16 protein-coding genes are annotated in these 14348 nt (G+C 36.9%); 7 read left to right on the top strand and 9 right to left on the bottom strand.

What is annotated here, in order from left to right; all coding sequences use genetic code 11:
- The first annotated feature begins 134 nt into the window (after positions 1-134).
- Complete coding sequence (locus tag MKJ01_RS03360) at positions 135-1007, top strand: cupin-like domain-containing protein (RefSeq protein WP_241611977.1); 873 nt, start codon at positions 135-137, stop codon at positions 1005-1007.
- Positions 1008-1259: 252 nt separating this feature from the next.
- On the top strand, positions 1260-3848 hold the full coding sequence (mutS, locus tag MKJ01_RS03355; protein WP_241611979.1) for a DNA mismatch repair protein MutS: 2589 nt from the start codon (positions 1260-1262) through the stop codon (positions 3846-3848).
- A gap of 38 nt (positions 3849-3886) precedes the next feature.
- Here the strand turns inward: mutS and MKJ01_RS03350 are convergent, their stop codons facing one another.
- Positions 3887-4051, bottom strand: a complete 165-nt coding sequence (locus MKJ01_RS03350) for a hypothetical protein (protein ID WP_241611982.1) — start codon at positions 4049-4051, stop codon at positions 3887-3889.
- Between the two features lie 227 nt (positions 4052-4278).
- Positions 4279-4704, bottom strand: coding sequence for an energy transducer TonB (locus tag MKJ01_RS03345; protein ID WP_241611984.1), 426 nt, complete (start codon positions 4702-4704; stop codon positions 4279-4281).
- Between the two features lie 329 nt (positions 4705-5033).
- Between MKJ01_RS03345 and MKJ01_RS03340 the strand changes: the two genes are divergently transcribed.
- On the top strand, positions 5034-5417 hold the full coding sequence (locus tag MKJ01_RS03340; protein ID WP_241611986.1) for a DUF2809 domain-containing protein: 384 nt from the start codon (positions 5034-5036) through the stop codon (positions 5415-5417).
- Between the two features lie 19 nt (positions 5418-5436).
- Here the strand turns inward: MKJ01_RS03340 and MKJ01_RS03335 are convergent, their stop codons facing one another.
- From MKJ01_RS03335 to MKJ01_RS03320, 4 genes are read right to left on the bottom strand one after another with little or no spacing between them, the layout of a single operon-like run.
- Positions 5437-6354: a YARHG domain-containing protein gene (locus MKJ01_RS03335; protein ID WP_241611988.1), complete on the bottom strand. Its 918-nt coding sequence runs from the start codon at positions 6352-6354 to the stop codon at positions 5437-5439.
- Complete coding sequence (locus MKJ01_RS03330; protein ID WP_241611990.1) at positions 6351-6989, bottom strand: DUF2306 domain-containing protein; 639 nt, start codon at positions 6987-6989, stop codon at positions 6351-6353. Before MKJ01_RS03330 ends, MKJ01_RS03335 begins: the two co-directional genes overlap by 4 nt.
- 4 nt (positions 6990-6993) lie before the next feature.
- On the bottom strand, positions 6994-7392 hold the full coding sequence (locus MKJ01_RS03325) for an energy transducer TonB (protein WP_241611992.1): 399 nt from the start codon (positions 7390-7392) through the stop codon (positions 6994-6996).
- Positions 7393-7401: 9 nt separating this feature from the next.
- Positions 7402-8604 (bottom strand): NAD(P)/FAD-dependent oxidoreductase, encoded by a 1203-nt coding sequence (locus MKJ01_RS03320; RefSeq protein ID WP_241611994.1) that lies wholly within the window; start codon positions 8602-8604, stop codon positions 7402-7404.
- Between the two features lie 113 nt (positions 8605-8717).
- Between MKJ01_RS03320 and MKJ01_RS03315 the strand changes: the two genes are divergently transcribed.
- Both MKJ01_RS03315 and thiL read left to right on the top strand, forming a co-directional pair.
- The gene (locus MKJ01_RS03315) at positions 8718-9209 is read left to right on the top strand and encodes a thioesterase family protein (protein ID WP_241611997.1); all 492 of its coding nucleotides are present in this window, start codon (positions 8718-8720) and stop codon (positions 9207-9209) included.
- Between the two features lie 80 nt (positions 9210-9289).
- Positions 9290-10351, top strand: coding sequence for a thiamine-phosphate kinase (gene thiL / locus MKJ01_RS03310; RefSeq protein WP_241611999.1), 1062 nt, complete (start codon positions 9290-9292; stop codon positions 10349-10351).
- Between the two features lie 75 nt (positions 10352-10426).
- Here the strand turns inward: thiL and MKJ01_RS03305 are convergent, their stop codons facing one another.
- Together MKJ01_RS03305 and pepT are read right to left on the bottom strand one after the other, a co-directional pair.
- Positions 10427-10675, bottom strand: a complete 249-nt coding sequence (locus MKJ01_RS03305; protein ID WP_241612002.1) for a hypothetical protein — start codon at positions 10673-10675, stop codon at positions 10427-10429.
- 165 nt (positions 10676-10840) lie between these two features.
- Positions 10841-12088 carry a peptidase T gene (gene pepT / locus MKJ01_RS03300; protein WP_241612004.1) on the bottom strand — a complete coding sequence of 416 codons (1248 nt, stop codon included), beginning with the start codon at positions 12086-12088 and terminating at the stop codon, positions 10841-10843.
- A gap of 320 nt (positions 12089-12408) precedes the next feature.
- On the opposite strand from pepT, the gene MKJ01_RS03295 reads away from it, so the two are divergent.
- Positions 12409-13257, top strand: a complete 849-nt coding sequence (locus MKJ01_RS03295; RefSeq protein ID WP_241612007.1) for a hydroxymethylglutaryl-CoA lyase — start codon at positions 12409-12411, stop codon at positions 13255-13257.
- 13 nt (positions 13258-13270) lie between these two features.
- Here the strand turns inward: MKJ01_RS03295 and MKJ01_RS03290 are convergent, their stop codons facing one another.
- Entirely contained in the window at positions 13271-13801 is a 531-nt protein-coding gene (locus MKJ01_RS03290) for a hypothetical protein (protein ID WP_241612009.1), read from the bottom strand.
- A 69-nt stretch (positions 13802-13870) separates the two neighbouring features.
- Here MKJ01_RS03290 and MKJ01_RS03285 point away from each other — a divergent pair, with 69 nt between their 5' ends.
- On the top strand, positions 13871-14272 hold the full coding sequence (locus MKJ01_RS03285) for an OsmC family protein (RefSeq protein ID WP_241612011.1): 402 nt from the start codon (positions 13871-13873) through the stop codon (positions 14270-14272).
- Positions 14273-14348 lie beyond the last annotated feature (76 nt).

Raw genomic sequence — 14348 nt, 5'->3', positions numbered from 1 at the left:
GTTTCATTTAAATAAATGTCTCCAGCCCGGAATAAGCTATCGGTGGTGGGAAATGATAATCTTTATTTAATCTGAAATTTTCCTGAAATGTAAAAAAAACAGTACTTTTATTTCGCATTTAAATATCACACCAAATGATCCTCAAAACCGTAGATGCTGTCACAGATATCAGTAAAGAAGATTTTCAGAAAAATTATTTCAAAAAGCGGAAACCTCTCCTGATCAAAAATTTTGCGAGCCGCTGGGAAGCATTTGATCAATGGAATTTCGATTTTATCCGGGAAAAAGCCGGCAATCAGGAAGTTCCTCTGTATGATAACAAGCCGGCTGATGCTTCTAAAAGTTCGGATGCACCCGTTACCCGGATGAAAATGAAGGAGTATATCGATACAATTAAAAGCAAACCGTCAGATCTGCGTATTTTCTTTTATATCATTACAGACCGGCTGCCGGAATTGCTTAAAAACTTCACGTATCCTGATCTGGGAATCCGATTTTTTAAAAGGCTTCCGACTTTGTTTTTCGGAGGAAGCGAAGCCCATGTGCTAATGCATTATGATGTGGATCTCGGGGATTTTCTGCATATCCATTTTGAAGGAAAAAAGAGGATTCTGTTATTTGACCAGAAACAGTCTGCCTTTTTATATAAGGTCCCTCTATCGGTACATACCATTTATGAAGTAGATTATGAAAATCCTGATTATGAAAAATTTCCTGCCCTCCAGCATGCTAAAGGCTTTGAAATTTTTATGGAACATGGAGACGCCTTATTTATTCCGGGCGCATTCTGGCATTTTAACCGGTATCTTGAACCTGGATTTTCCATGTCACTCCGCGCTCTTCCGAATAAGCCTAATGTATTTGCGAATATGCTGTACCATGTTTTTATTATGAGGTATACCGATAAACTGATGCGAAAGATTTTTAAAGCTAAGTGGGTGAATTACAAACAAAAATGGGCCTATAAAAAGAGCTCGAAAGCCTTAGCTAAAAATTTAAAAGGATAGAAATTAATATACTTACACAAAGATTTAATAAAGTTCTTTAATGTTGAGAGTAAAGAATGAATCAAAAAATTGATTTTAATGAGCCTGAAATACAGGCTTTGCGAAATGAATTTATTTTTTTGAAGTCTGCAATAATACATTTTTATATTTGAAATTAAATTGGAAAGCATAAGTCAGATTTGGTTTTTCAAAACTTTACTCCTTCTATTTTATTTCATACTTTTACCATCCTAATTTTAAGATAGATTTTTAATGGCAAAGGCGACGAAAAAAGAAACTCCTTTAATGACACAGTACAATACCATCAAGGCAAAATACCCTGATGCGCTTTTGCTGTTCCGGGTCGGGGATTTTTATGAAACTTTCGGACAGGATGCTGTTAAAACGTCTCAGATTTTAGGAATTGTTCTGACGAAGAGAGCAAACGGAGACGGACATATTGAACTGGCGGGATTTCCCCATCATTCGGTAGATTCCTATTTGCCGAAATTGGTAAGAGCAGGAATGAGGGTTGCCATCTGTGACCAGCTGGAAGACCCGAAAATGGTGAAAGGCATCGTGAAAAGGGGAGTGACGGAACTCGTGACACCGGGAGTTACCTTTAATGATCAGGTATTAAACTCAAAGCAGAATAACTTCCTTCTTTCCCTTCATAAAGAAAAAGAGAAATTCGGGATGGCGCTTGTGGATATTTCCACGGGAGAATTTCTGGTGAGTGAAGGCAATCTGGAAAAACTGCTTCACATAGTCAATACCTTTGACCCGAGTGAAATTATTTACCAGAGAAGTGTTCAGATTCCGGACCAGCTTAAAAACAAAAATGCCTTTAAGCTGGAAGACTGGGCTTTTCAATATAATTTCGCTTATGAGAAACTGACGAGTCACTTTAAAACCAATTCGCTAAAAGGCTTTGGTGTTGAAAGCCAGCCGCTTGCCATCACAGCAGCAGGTGCTGTTTTCGCTTATCTGGTAGAAGATACTCATCATAATTTGCTTTCCCATATTACAAAGATTCAGATTGTTCCTCAGGAGGACTTTCTGATAATGGATCATTTTACCCTAAGAAACCTGGAAATTGTCTGCCCAAGCAGTCCAAAGGGAAAATCTTTGCTGGATATTATTGATAAAACATCGACTCCGATGGGAGGACGGCTGCTGAGAAGGAGAATTAACTTGCCGTTAAAATCGGTCAGTGAAATCGGAAGGAGGCTTTCATTAATCGATTTTTTAAATGAAAATGACCAGCTTAAATATGAAGTATCCCAGTTGTTAAAATCTATTTCGGATTTGGACCGTTTGATGGGGAAACTGGCTGCGGAAAAAATTTGTCCCAAGGAATTAGGCTACCTTCGCCAGAGCCTGATCAATATTCATAAAATTAAAGCATTGCTCCATCCTCATGCTGATGTTTTAGCATGGCTGGATCCGCTTTATGACCAGACTGAACTGATTGCATGCCTTCAGAATCATCTTAATGACGAACTTCCGGTAAATCCGGCGAAAGGAAATGTTATTAAAGAGGGGATTTCCGAAGAGCTTGATACACTCAGAGGACTTCAGTCAAAAGGGCGCGGATTTCTTGATGAAATGTGCCAGAGAGAAATTGAAAGAACAGGAATTTCGAGTCTTAAGATTGATTTTAATAATGTTTTCGGATATTATATTGAGGTCAGAAATACCCATAAAGAGAAGGTTCCTTCTGATTGGCTAAGAAAACAGACACTCGTAAATGCCGAGCGTTATATCACCGAAGAGCTGAAAGAATATGAAAACCAGATTCTCGGAGCAGAAGAAAAAATAGGCGTTTTGGAAAATACGCTGTATCGGAACATTTGTAATGAAACCATGATTTACATCGACCGGATTCAGGAGAACTCGAATATTATTGCACAGCTTGATGTTGCCGTCGGATTATCAGAACTGGCAGTTTCCGAAAGCTATACCAGACCGGTTTTGACCGAAACATTTTCCATTGATCTGAAAGAAGCGCGTCATCCTATTATTGAGAATGCACTTCCGTTAGGGGAAAAGTATATTCCCAATGATATATTCCTGGATAAAGATTCGCAGCAAATTATCATGGTAACAGGGCCTAACATGGCAGGTAAATCGGCAATTTTACGTCAGACGGCTATCGTATGTCTTATGGCACAGATTGGAAGCTTTGTTCCGGCGAAATATGCTGAAATTGGAATTCTGGATAAAATTTTCACAAGGGTAGGTGCAAGCGATAATATTTCTGCCGGGGAATCGACCTTCATGGTAGAAATGAATGAAGCGGCTAATATCCTGAACAATATTTCTGAAAGAAGTTTGATTCTGTTAGACGAAATCGGGCGCGGAACATCAACGTATGACGGAGTTTCCATTGCCTGGGCTATTGCAGAATATCTTCATCAGCATCCTACACAGGCAAAGACTTTATTTGCAACCCATTATCATGAATTGAATGAGATGACCGTTAACTTTGAAAGGGTAAAAAATTTCCATGTTTCCATTAAGGAAAACAAAGGCAATATCATTTTCTTAAGAAAGCTGGTTCCAGGCGGAAGTGAGCACAGTTTCGGTATCCATGTGGCAAAACTGGCGGGAATGCCTGCAAAAGTTGTCAACAGAGCCAATGAAATTCTCAAAACCCTGGAAGCAAGCCGTACACAGGGTAATTCATCAGAAAATATCAAAAGGGTAACAGAGGAAAACATGCAGCTGTCTTTTTTTCAGCTGGATGATCCGGTTCTGGAAAATATCCGTGAAGAGCTGACTAAAATTGATATCAATACCTTGACACCAATTGAAGCTTTGATGAAGCTAAATTCAATAAAAAAAATGATTGGAGGATAAAATACTCCAATCATTTTATTGATTAACAAGTTGAGCTCTTAACAACAATACCCATCCTGAATCCCGAAAACGCCGTATAATTCTTCTCCGGTTGCCGGATCAATACAGCTTACGACTCTCGGGCAAACCGGGCCTTTCCCACCGTTAATTTCTTTTAATTCTGTTTTTGTAAGTTTTCTTTTTTGGATGTTTGACTTTTTCATAATAATTGAATTTGGTTTTAAGCTAAATTATACAATTTCTTTCAAGTCAACAAATGGTGATTAAAAAAATAGTGTTAAAGTTGCTGATCCAATTATACTTGAAGAAATAAGCGGTGAGATCTCAATAATCTTTTATGACTGTACATTTTATACCAAAGTGATAAACTGGCCATCCTTAGATTGAACAGGTTTAAAGATTAAACTTAGTTTTTCTTATAAAATAAACTTTAATATTTCTTTAAAGTCAGAGGGAAAGTATAGAGATAACGTACCGGTTCGCCATTAATCATTGCGGGCTTCCATTTGACAAACAATCTTCTTACGGCCGTTTCTGCTGCCTGACCGTGTTGTTTGTTATCACTTATAGATGTCACAAACCTCACATATCCGGTTTTTTCAATAATGAAATAAACCCGGGTATTGATCTGTCTGGATTTTACATCAATAATATCCATTTTTTCTGAAAACTGTTTTTTAAATGCTTCTTTTCCGCCGGGAAATTCGGCCGGTGTGTCTGCTTTGGTCACCACATCATCAAGTTTCATTTTTGTTTTCAGAACAGCATAATCCGGCACTTGTGATACAGAGCCATATTCCTGGGCTGCCAGCGGAATACTGAAAGATAAAGCTAAGAAAAATAAGACCTTTTTCATGTATGCAAAATTAAGATATGTTTTATTAAAGCAATAAAGTCCCAAACATAATTATTACTACTGTAAGGCTGCAGTATAAGAATGATTAACTATTATTTCAGCACAAAAAGAAGGAGAGACAATATAAAAAATACAGCAAAACCATAAAAAAATCGTAATACATGTGTTTTTATTGCTTCATCGGGCTGCTTTATTTTTAATTTTGTCAATGTGATAAAGCCTATATAATACATACACAACAGTACCGGTGGAATAAAAATTAAAAATATAATATCTTCCATATTAATGTAATTAATTTAACAGCATTCAAGGCTACAATCTATATTCAGATGATCAAAATAAAATTCAACATATCCTATTTTCTGCTCACTCTTGCACTTTTCATCACTGAGGTATTAATTGCCACAAAGTTAAAAGATATTTTTTTTGTAAGGGCTTATCTCGGAGATGTTATTGTGGTTATGCTACTCTATACCTTTATTAAAAGTTTTTTTATTGTTTATAATAATCAGAAGCTTATTGCGGGAATTTTTATTTTTTCCTGTCTGATAGAATGTGCCCAATACTTTAATATCGCCGAAAAGTTAGGCTTTCAAAGAGGAAGCCTGATGTATATAGTTATCGGAAATTCCTTTTCCTGGATTGATATCTTATGCTATGGAGCGGGATGCTTACTGATGTTTTTATTATTAAAAGTAAAAAGTAAAAATTAAAAAGTAAAAAAATAATTAATTACCTTCCAAAACTGTCATATTTATCTTCCGCGTATTTGATAAAACGATTCAGTAAAGCTACATTTTCTTTTTCCATGGGCGAAAGATCATTATCTACATTATTTGAAACAGGAATATACCAGTCGGTTTGTTCAAAGAAATTCCTGTAGGTTGCTTTTTTAAATGAATACCCGTGTCTGGCAAAAATGGAATTCTTAATGATTTCAAGATCCAGTTTACGAAGGTTTTTAAGATCTTTTTCCGTGAGTTTTTGTTTAGAAGCATTTACTTTAAAAACGGCATCGGATGCAATTCTGTTTTTAGATGCGGTATAATTTTCTGTTTTCCCGGTTTCTTCATCAGTATATTTTTCAACAAAATTTTTCGGATTTTCCCAGTCGATGAGGTCGTTATCTTTATTCAACATAAAGTTAGGATTATAAGCGAACTCTTTTTTTACCAGTTTTAAAGATTTAACAGGCGCTTTTACAGCGGATTTATTAAATGCATTCCATTTTCCGGTTAAGCTGTCGCTGTTCAGCTTTACTTCAAATCTCCCGTCATATTTATCATTTCCAGGTTCATCCAGAACAAAAGATTTTGAGGATTCATTAAAAATTCCACGAAACGGACGTTGATTTCCTTCTACAATGCTCTGGCCATACACGCTATCTTTCGTAATTCTATTGATTTTTAAGGAAATTTTCTTGTAGACTTCTCCTTCATATTGTTCGCCATCTTCGGATGTGATCATTCCTTTTCCTGCAAAATCTCCGGTATAGACCCCGTAATATTCTTTGTAAACTTCAGGAACAACAACAGAATCTTTTTTTGCAGTAAGACTGTCTTTTGAATGGGCAGTGGTTTTTCCATCTTTCTTACAGGAAACTAAACCTATTGTAAATAAAGAGATTAATGTTAATTTAAAAATTTTCATATAATTTTTTTTGCGATTAAATATTCAATTAATAGGATATTTGGAACCCAACCCAGCCATGCAATGATTTGGTAAACATCCATCGGATTTGGGTGAAATAAATATACAATAATTACTTTCCACATTCTCAATGTAATAGCAGAAATTGTTAATGTAAAACTTCGCCACATCCATTGTTTGTGTTCTTTAAATTTTTTCTGTCGTGCTAATTGATATGCTTTATATGTTGAAAACCACCAAAAACAACCCAAGATTACAAAAGAAATTTTAGATGAAATTCCGCCATTGGCAAAAATTCCCATGTAGATTCCAGAAGGAGCGGAGAAAAGTAAAATCAGAAAAATATAAACCTTTCCTGCATTTCTATGGAAATTTTTTAACCCGAAATCTTTTCTTAGGATGGCTAAAAATCCAATCAACAAAACAAAAATACTGGTGTAAACATGCGTGTAGAAGAAGTAAAGATATTCCGGTCTTTCGATAACTTCTGTTTGTTTGATCATTAAAAAACTGACATCAGGTCTCAATGGAATATATTCCAACGTGATTTTAAGCATCAGCCAAAAGAAATATGCAAATCCGACGATGAGAAGGATTTTTAAGAAGTCCGAAATATTTTTTTTGATCAAAAACATTTTACTAATCTTCTACAAAAGTTATTGTAATGGGGAAGCTGTATTTAGAATCAACGGGTTTACCGTTTAGTTCTTTCGGGTTCCATCTGAACCGAGCCATTTCTTTAATTGTCCGTTCCATTTCATTATTCATAGAAATGTTTATTCCGGTTGCTTTTATATCCGTAATCTTTCCTTCTGAGGTAACAATGAATGTGGCTTCGGATTTTGTTATTCCTTTTCCATTAACTTTATTCCGGGCAAAAATTTCATAAAATTTCTGTCTGAAATTGTGTCTTCCTTCGGGATAAATACTATCATAAATAGTATTAACTTTCCCGTTTTTTTGATTAGATAAAATACCCTCTTGAGAGAATGTTGTGACAGAAATAATCAGTAGAAGTAAAATTAATAATTTATTCATGATTGTTTATTATAAATTATTCAAATCCTGAGCAATCAGCCACGCTTCACTCCAGCACGCCTGAAAATTAAAACCGCCTGTCACCGCATCAATATTCAGCACTTCTCCGGCAACGTAAAAATCGGGTAAAATTTTCGAAGACATATTTTTAAAGTTAATTTCCTTTAAATCAACACCTCCGGCGGTTACAAATTCATCTTTAAAAGTCGATTTTCCGGTGACGTTGAATTTCTTTTTACATAAATTTTCTAAAATGGTCTGCATTTCTTTTCCAGAGATCTGAGCAACCTGTTTATTCAAATCAATTTTTGAAACCTGCAGAACCCTCTGCCAGAAACGGTTAGTAATATCAAAAATCTTTGATTGTCCGATGGTTTTTTTCGGGTTTGATTGCCTGAAATCATGGAAGAGCTCTTCGGCTTCATCAATATCTTTGGAAATAAAATTCACCACCACCTCGAAGTTATATTTTATTTTTGCCAGATTTACTGCTTCCCAGGCTGAAATTTTTAGAATGGCAGGACCTGAAAGTCCCCAATGCGTAATCATCATAGGGCCGCTTTCTTCCGTTTTTAGTGTAGGAATCGATGTTTCAGCCATCTCAAAACTTGTTCCTGCCAAATCTTTCAGCAAATCATCTTTAATATTAAAAGTGAAAAGGGATGGAACGAGATCGATAATCTTATGTCCTAAATCCCCAATCATCTTCAACGATTTTGGAGAACTTCCGGTGGTATAAATCACAAAATCAGCTTCAAAATCGCCTAAACCTGTCTTTACAATATATCTTTCTTCCGCTTTTTCAATTTCCTTTACGGAACATTTTGTTTGAACTTCAATATTTTTCTTCTGAATTTCATGTAAAAAACTATTGATAATAGTTTGTGAAGAATTGCTTTCAGGAAAAATACGGTTGTCATTCTCTATTTTTAATGCAACATTCCGCTGTTCCAACCAATCCATCATGTCTCCGGGCTGAAATTTGGTAAAAACACTCAGGAGTTCCTTATTTCCACGCGGATAGAACTGAACCAACTCTCTGGGATCAAAGCAGGCATGGGTAACATTGCACCTTCCGCCCCCTGAAATTTTCACTTTCTGAAGGACATCCGAATTCTGTTCGAGGATCGTAATTTTATATTTGGCTTCGTCAAGGTTCGAGGCACAGAAAAATCCTGCCGCCCCGCCACCGATAATAATAATTTGTTTCATAATGATTTAATCTTATGCTCAAGATTATTTTTGCAAAACTACAATTTTTATAAACCATCTTATTTGAGTAATTTTGAAGAATATAATTTAATGCTACTAAAACCGATTGACAAATGATTTTTTACCATAAATTCGAAGTTCGTTGGAGTGATCTTGATGCCAACAAACATTTAGCAAACTCATCTTATGTACAGTATTGTGCGCAAACCAGAATGGCTTTTATGAAGCAGGAAAAAATGGGCGTGACCCAGATGAGCCGGTGGGGAATCGGCCCTGTGATCATGCATGAAAGGTTTTCTTTTTTCAAGGAAATATTTGCAGACCAGACGGTTATTGTAAGCCTTGAAATTGACGCATGTGCTGAAGATTGTTCCATTTACCGCTTTTTACATAAATTCTATACTCCGCAGGGAGAACATTGTGCCACGGCTGAAGCTACCGGGGTCTGGATCGATACTATGCTGAGAAAAATGACAACGCCGCCGGATGATGTGGTAGAAGCGATAAATAAATATAAATCTGCCGAGACTGTTTTATTGACAAGAGAGGATTTTAAGAAGCTGCCTTTCCGTCCGGAGAATATAGATCCGGCCCTATTTAATTAAATAAATGATAAGCGGTAAATGAGGATTGACAACTATCATAAATCATTTATCATTTATCAACAATCAATTATTTTAAAGTTATGTTTGAAGATAAAGAACAGGAATTAACACCGATCTCTAAACTGGGAGAATTTGGTTTAATTAAACATTTAACAGAACATTTTCCTCTTTCCAATGCATCCTCGGAGCTGGGAGTGGGAGATGACGCAGCAGTGATTAATCCTGACGGTAAGAAAGTAATCCTTACAACTGATGTTTTGGCTGAAGGTGTCCATTTCAATTTAGGATATGTCCCGTTGAAGCATTTAGGTTACAAGGCGGTTGTCGTTAACCTTAGTGATGTTGCGGCCATGAATGCCACGCCAACACAGATTCTGGTTTCCCTGGCTGTATCCAACCGTTTTCCGGTAGAGGCTTTGGAAGAGATTTATTCCGGGATTCAGGCAGCATGTACCCGGTATAATATTGATCTGATCGGAGGCGATACAACAAGTTCCAATGCAGGGCTTGTCATGAGCATTACTGCTATAGGGCTTGAGAATGAAGAAGATATTGTTAAAAGAAGTGGTGCAAAGCCGAATGATCTGCTGGTTGTAAGCGGAGATCTGGGAGGTGCCTATATGGGACTTCAGATTCTGGAAAGGGAACATGCGGTATTCTTAGCCGACCCCAATATGCAGCCTGAAATGGAAGGCTACGACTACATCCTTGAAAGACAGCTGAAACCTGAAGCAAGAACTGATGTGAAAGGAATTCTGGAACAGCTGGATATCAAGCCAACCTCAATGATTGATATTTCAGATGGCCTGGCTTCGGAAATCCTGCATCTTTCTGATCAGTCCAATGTGGGCTTCAGACTATATGAAGACAAGGTTCCGATGGATAATTTAACGATTACCACCGCGGATGAATTTAATTTAAATCCTGTGATGGCAGCATTAAGCGGAGGTGAAGATTATGAGTTGTTATTTACCATTGCTCCTAATGACTTCGAAAAAATGAGAAACCATCCGGATTTTTCCATTATCGGGCATGCCGTTGAAAAAGAAGAAGGGAATTTTATGGTGGCCAGAGGATCTAATCAATTGGTAGCATTAACCGCACAGGGCTGGGATGCTTTTCTGGGGAATCAACAGCTGTAATTTAAGTATATTATGCAATAATACAAGCCTGTCAGTGCTTCACTGACAGGGCTTTTGATAATAAATATCATTTTTTTAATAAGGTTCAGGCTGTTCAGTGCATCTGGGATCTCCGGGAGGGCAATAACCGCCGCCGCCGCCCGGGCCACCACCTACAGCAACACAGGAGCCTGGATTTCCGTCATCGTTCATTTCGCATGCCTTACCGAAACTGCATTCACAGTCTGTCCAGCAATATGCTGAATCTCCGTTGCTATGGCAGCCATTAATTCCACCAAGAATGGTTGACAAATCTTTTCTTACAAGTTTTCTGATGTTTTTCATGATATAAAATTTGTGATTTAAAGTGTTGAATATAATGAAATTATCAATATAATGATTTAAATTAAATGAATAATTGATAAAATTGACGATATGAATAAATAAAGCCCGGCGGATGCCGGGCTTTTATTATCTGATGTATTTGATTTCTTATTGATCAGGCAGTCATTAAGCCTTCACGATATTAACAATCACTTCGACTGCTTTTTCCATACTTTCCAATGCTACATATTCATAAGGTCCGTGGAAATTCATGCCTCCCGCAAAAATATTCGGGCACGGAAGTCCCATATAAGACAGCTGGGCTCCATCTGTTCCTCCCCGGATAGCTTTTATTTTAGGTTCAATCCCGGCTTCTTTCATTGCTTCTGCAGCAATATCAATGATGTACATTTTGCCTTCAAACTGCTGTTTCATATTTCTGTATTGTTCTTTAATCTCAACTTCAGCAGTGCCGGCACCATGTTTTTGATTAAATTCAGCTACTTTTTCTTCCATGAATTTTTTCCTTGCCTCAAATTTATCAGCATCGTGATCACGGATGATGTATTGAAGTTTAGCTTCAGAAATATCAGCATTTAAATCCATTAAGTGGTAGAACCCGTCAAAACCTTTCGTGGTGGCCGGAGTTTCATTTGCCGGGAGCATCTGTGCAAATTCAGAAGCCAATAAAGCGGCATTAATCATTTTGCCATAAGCATATCCCGGGTGAACACTCAATCCGTGGATTTTTACAACAGCACCTGCCGCATTGAAATTTTCATATTCCAATTCTCCTACTTCGCTTCCGTCCATTGTATAGGCGAATTCTGCCCCAAATTTTGCAACATCGAACTTATGTGCTCCTCTTCCGATTTCCTCATCGGGCGTAAAGCCTACCGCAATTCTTCCGTGCTTGATTTCCGGGTGGGCAATTAAATATTCAGCAGCTGTTACAATTTCTGCACAGCCGGCTTTGTCATCGGCGCCCAGAAGGGTATTTCCGTCTGTGGTAATTAATGTCTGACCGATATATTGTTTTAGGCTTTCAAATTTTGAAGGCGATAAAGTAAATCCTGTTGCCTGGTTTAAAACCAGATCGCTTCCGTCATAATTTTCCCAAACCTGCGGTTTTACATTTTCCCCACTGAAATCCGGAGAAGTATCATAATGTGAAATAAATCCGATAGTCGGTTTTGTATTATTTTCAAGGTTGGAAGGCACATATCCCATAATATAGCCGTTGTCATCTATTGAAACATTTTCCAGACCGATGGTTTTAAGTTCTTCAACCATATATCTGGCAATATCCCACTGCCGCTCTGTAGAAGGAGTCGTTTCACTTTCTGCATCACTGGTTGAATATATTTTTACATATGTAAGAAAACGGTTCAGTAACTTTTCTTTCCACAACTGGTTAAATTCTATTGTGTTCATTATTCGTATAAATTTTATGCAAATATACAATGTAATTCGCTCATAAGAAGTATTATTAGGGAGGAGCAGTCCTTATTTCCAAATGATTTTGACCCAATAGTAATGCTCTCTACAAGTCAGGTAATGACAGTCTGTTCATCGTGCGTTCTCTGCTTTGACCTGTATTTTCCCGCCCGGAATAATTTATCTGAGATCCAATATCAGGAATTGAATTTTTAAATCGGTTATAAAGATTTGAAAATCAAAATAATGATACATTTGCCTGATGCGTCAACTAAATTGTTTAGTTTTATTATATTTGAAAAAATCAAAAAGTAACAATGTTTCTTACCGAATGTCCACGAGATGCCATGCAGGGTTGGGGAGAATTTATCCCAACAGGCCAAAAAATAGATTACATCAATTCTTTAATGGATGTAGGATTTGATGTCTTAGATTGTCTGAGCTTCGTATCTCCAAAGGCAATTCCTCAGATGGCTGATTCTGCTGAGGTTGCTGAAAATATCGATAGATCCCGTTCCAAAACGAAAATATCTGCCATTGTAGCCAATTACAGAGGCGCTGAAAAAGCTTTGAAACATGAGTCGGTAGATATTATCGGATTTCCGTTTTCTATTTCCGAAACTTTTCAGCATCGGAATACCAATAAAAATCAGGAGGAAGCTTTTGTGGATATTGTGAAAATGCTGGAACTTACAAAAAGCGAGGGAAAGGGACTGAATATTTACTTTTCAATGGCATTCGGAAACCCTTACGGTGAAATGTGGAAATGGCAGGATGTAGACTTTTGGGCAAACCGTTTTTCTGAAATAGCAATAAAAAATATCTTACTTTCTGATACTACGGGAGTGGCAACACCTGAAACGATCTCTGTCTTATTTGATAAGATTCCTTCAAAGTATCCGGAAATAGATTTTGGTGCCCATTTTCACAACCGTTATGAGGATTCTTATTCAAAGCTTAAAGCAGCATACGATAAAGGATGCAGAAGATATGATTCTGCCATCAAAGGAATCGGCGGCTGTCCGATGGCCAAAGATGATCTGGTAGGGAATATGCCCACCGAACAGGTGATAAATTTTATGAGTGTAGAAAAAGCCGAACATACACTTAACCTGTTAAATTTTGAAAGCTCATATAACCGGGCAAAAGATATTTTTCATTTTTAAATAAGGTAAAAAATTATTTTATTGGTGGATGTTCAAAGTGCATGAAGGATCTGAAAATATTTTGAGTATTTTTTTTACCGTCATTATCTTTTTTTCCGAATATAAAATTATCAACCTTCCAAATTCCTTTTTCTTTGATGAGGATACAGTCGTCATTCCAAACGATAATAGGTTTAAAATGCGTGTTTTTTAATTCCAGTTTTAATCGGGCAGTGTTATTTTTAATCGTACAGCTTAAAATTTTATACTCATTAAACCCTTCATATAAACTGCTGAACACGTCGCCTTCTATGATGTCAGGCTTGTCAGTAGGAGAATCACTCCGCTTAACGTTTTCGATAGATTGATTTTCCTTTTTTTGAGCCAAGTCAATATAAAAGAGTAAATGTTCACTTAATATGCTTCGCGGAATTTTCCTGTGGTCTTTATGAGCCTGATAAGATTGATTAAACTTTTTAAAGGAGTTTTTTACTTCCTGCTCCTGGGAACCGGTACCGGCAGCAGTACCCAACCAACACAATAATAAAAATAAGAATTTTACCATAGATGTTTATATTTGACTAAATTTAAGAAAAATTTCTTTGTAACATAAAATACTTTAAATTTTAAGATAATGACATCAAAAGTAACCTATATAGGCGGTTTGCGTTGCTCTGCAGAACACTTACAGTCAGGAACCGTCATAGAAAGCGATGCTCCGACAGATAATCACGGGAAAGGAGAAAAGTTTTCTCCAACGGACCTGTGTGCAACTTCTTTGGCCGAATGTGCCTTGACCACCATTGCTATTTTGGGAAAAGATAAAAACATCAATATTGAAGGCGCATACTGCAATCTGCAAAAAATTATGGCTGCAGGCCCAAGAAGAATTGCTGAGATTGTATGTAACTTTGTTTTTTCAAGCGAATATTCAGAAGAAGAAAAAGCTTTTATAGAAGAAACGGCACATAATTGTCCGGTGGCGAAAAGCCTTCATCCGGATCTGGTACAAACTATGGTATTCATTTATCAATAAAAAGAGGCTGTCCAAAAAGTTTGGTCAGCCTCAATTTTTTGTTGAGATTATCTCTAAAAAAGCTATCTTAGAGTTG

Source organism: Chryseobacterium sp. SSA4.19, assembly GCF_022601875.1.
Lineage (GTDB): Bacteria > Bacteroidota > Bacteroidia > Flavobacteriales > Weeksellaceae > Chryseobacterium.
The sequence above is the reverse complement of the archived record's forward strand: the minus strand, read 5'-3'. Positions and strand labels throughout refer to the sequence as shown.

Bases quoted from the DNA above. Each gene is read 5' to 3' on its own strand.
- MKJ01_RS03320 (WP_241611994.1), bottom strand. From the start codon at position 8,604: ATGAAACAAATTATTATTATCGGTGGCGGGGCGGCAGGATTTTTCTGT.
- MKJ01_RS03350 (WP_241611982.1), bottom strand. From the start codon at position 4,051: ATGAAAAAGTCAAACATCCAAAAAAGAAAACTTACAAAAACAGAATTA.
- MKJ01_RS03305 (WP_241612002.1), bottom strand. From the start codon at position 10,675: ATGAAAAACATCAGAAAACTTGTAAGAAAAGATTTGTCAACCATTCTT.
- MKJ01_RS03330 (WP_241611990.1), bottom strand. From the start codon at position 6,989: ATGTTTTTGATCAAAAAAAATATTTCGGACTTCTTAAAAATCCTTCTC.
- MKJ01_RS03335 (WP_241611988.1), bottom strand. From the start codon at position 6,354: ATGAAAATTTTTAAATTAACATTAATCTCTTTATTTACAATAGGTTTA.
- MKJ01_RS03360 (WP_241611977.1), top strand. From the start codon at position 135: ATGATCCTCAAAACCGTAGATGCTGTCACAGATATCAGTAAAGAAGAT.
- mutS (WP_241611979.1), top strand. From the start codon at position 1,260: ATGGCAAAGGCGACGAAAAAAGAAACTCCTTTAATGACACAGTACAAT.
- MKJ01_RS03285 (WP_241612011.1), top strand. From the start codon at position 13,871: ATGACATCAAAAGTAACCTATATAGGCGGTTTGCGTTGCTCTGCAGAA.
- thiL (WP_241611999.1), top strand. From the start codon at position 9,290: ATGTTTGAAGATAAAGAACAGGAATTAACACCGATCTCTAAACTGGGA.
- MKJ01_RS03295 (WP_241612007.1), top strand. From the start codon at position 12,409: ATGTTTCTTACCGAATGTCCACGAGATGCCATGCAGGGTTGGGGAGAA.
- MKJ01_RS03315 (WP_241611997.1), top strand. From the start codon at position 8,718: ATGATTTTTTACCATAAATTCGAAGTTCGTTGGAGTGATCTTGATGCC.
- MKJ01_RS03325 (WP_241611992.1), bottom strand. From the start codon at position 7,392: ATGAATAAATTATTAATTTTACTTCTACTGATTATTTCTGTCACAACA.
- pepT (WP_241612004.1), bottom strand. From the start codon at position 12,088: ATGAACACAATAGAATTTAACCAGTTGTGGAAAGAAAAGTTACTGAAC.
- MKJ01_RS03290 (WP_241612009.1), bottom strand. From the start codon at position 13,801: ATGGTAAAATTCTTATTTTTATTATTGTGTTGGTTGGGTACTGCTGCC.
- MKJ01_RS03340 (WP_241611986.1), top strand. From the start codon at position 5,034: ATGATCAAAATAAAATTCAACATATCCTATTTTCTGCTCACTCTTGCA.
- MKJ01_RS03345 (WP_241611984.1), bottom strand. From the start codon at position 4,704: ATGAAAAAGGTCTTATTTTTCTTAGCTTTATCTTTCAGTATTCCGCTG.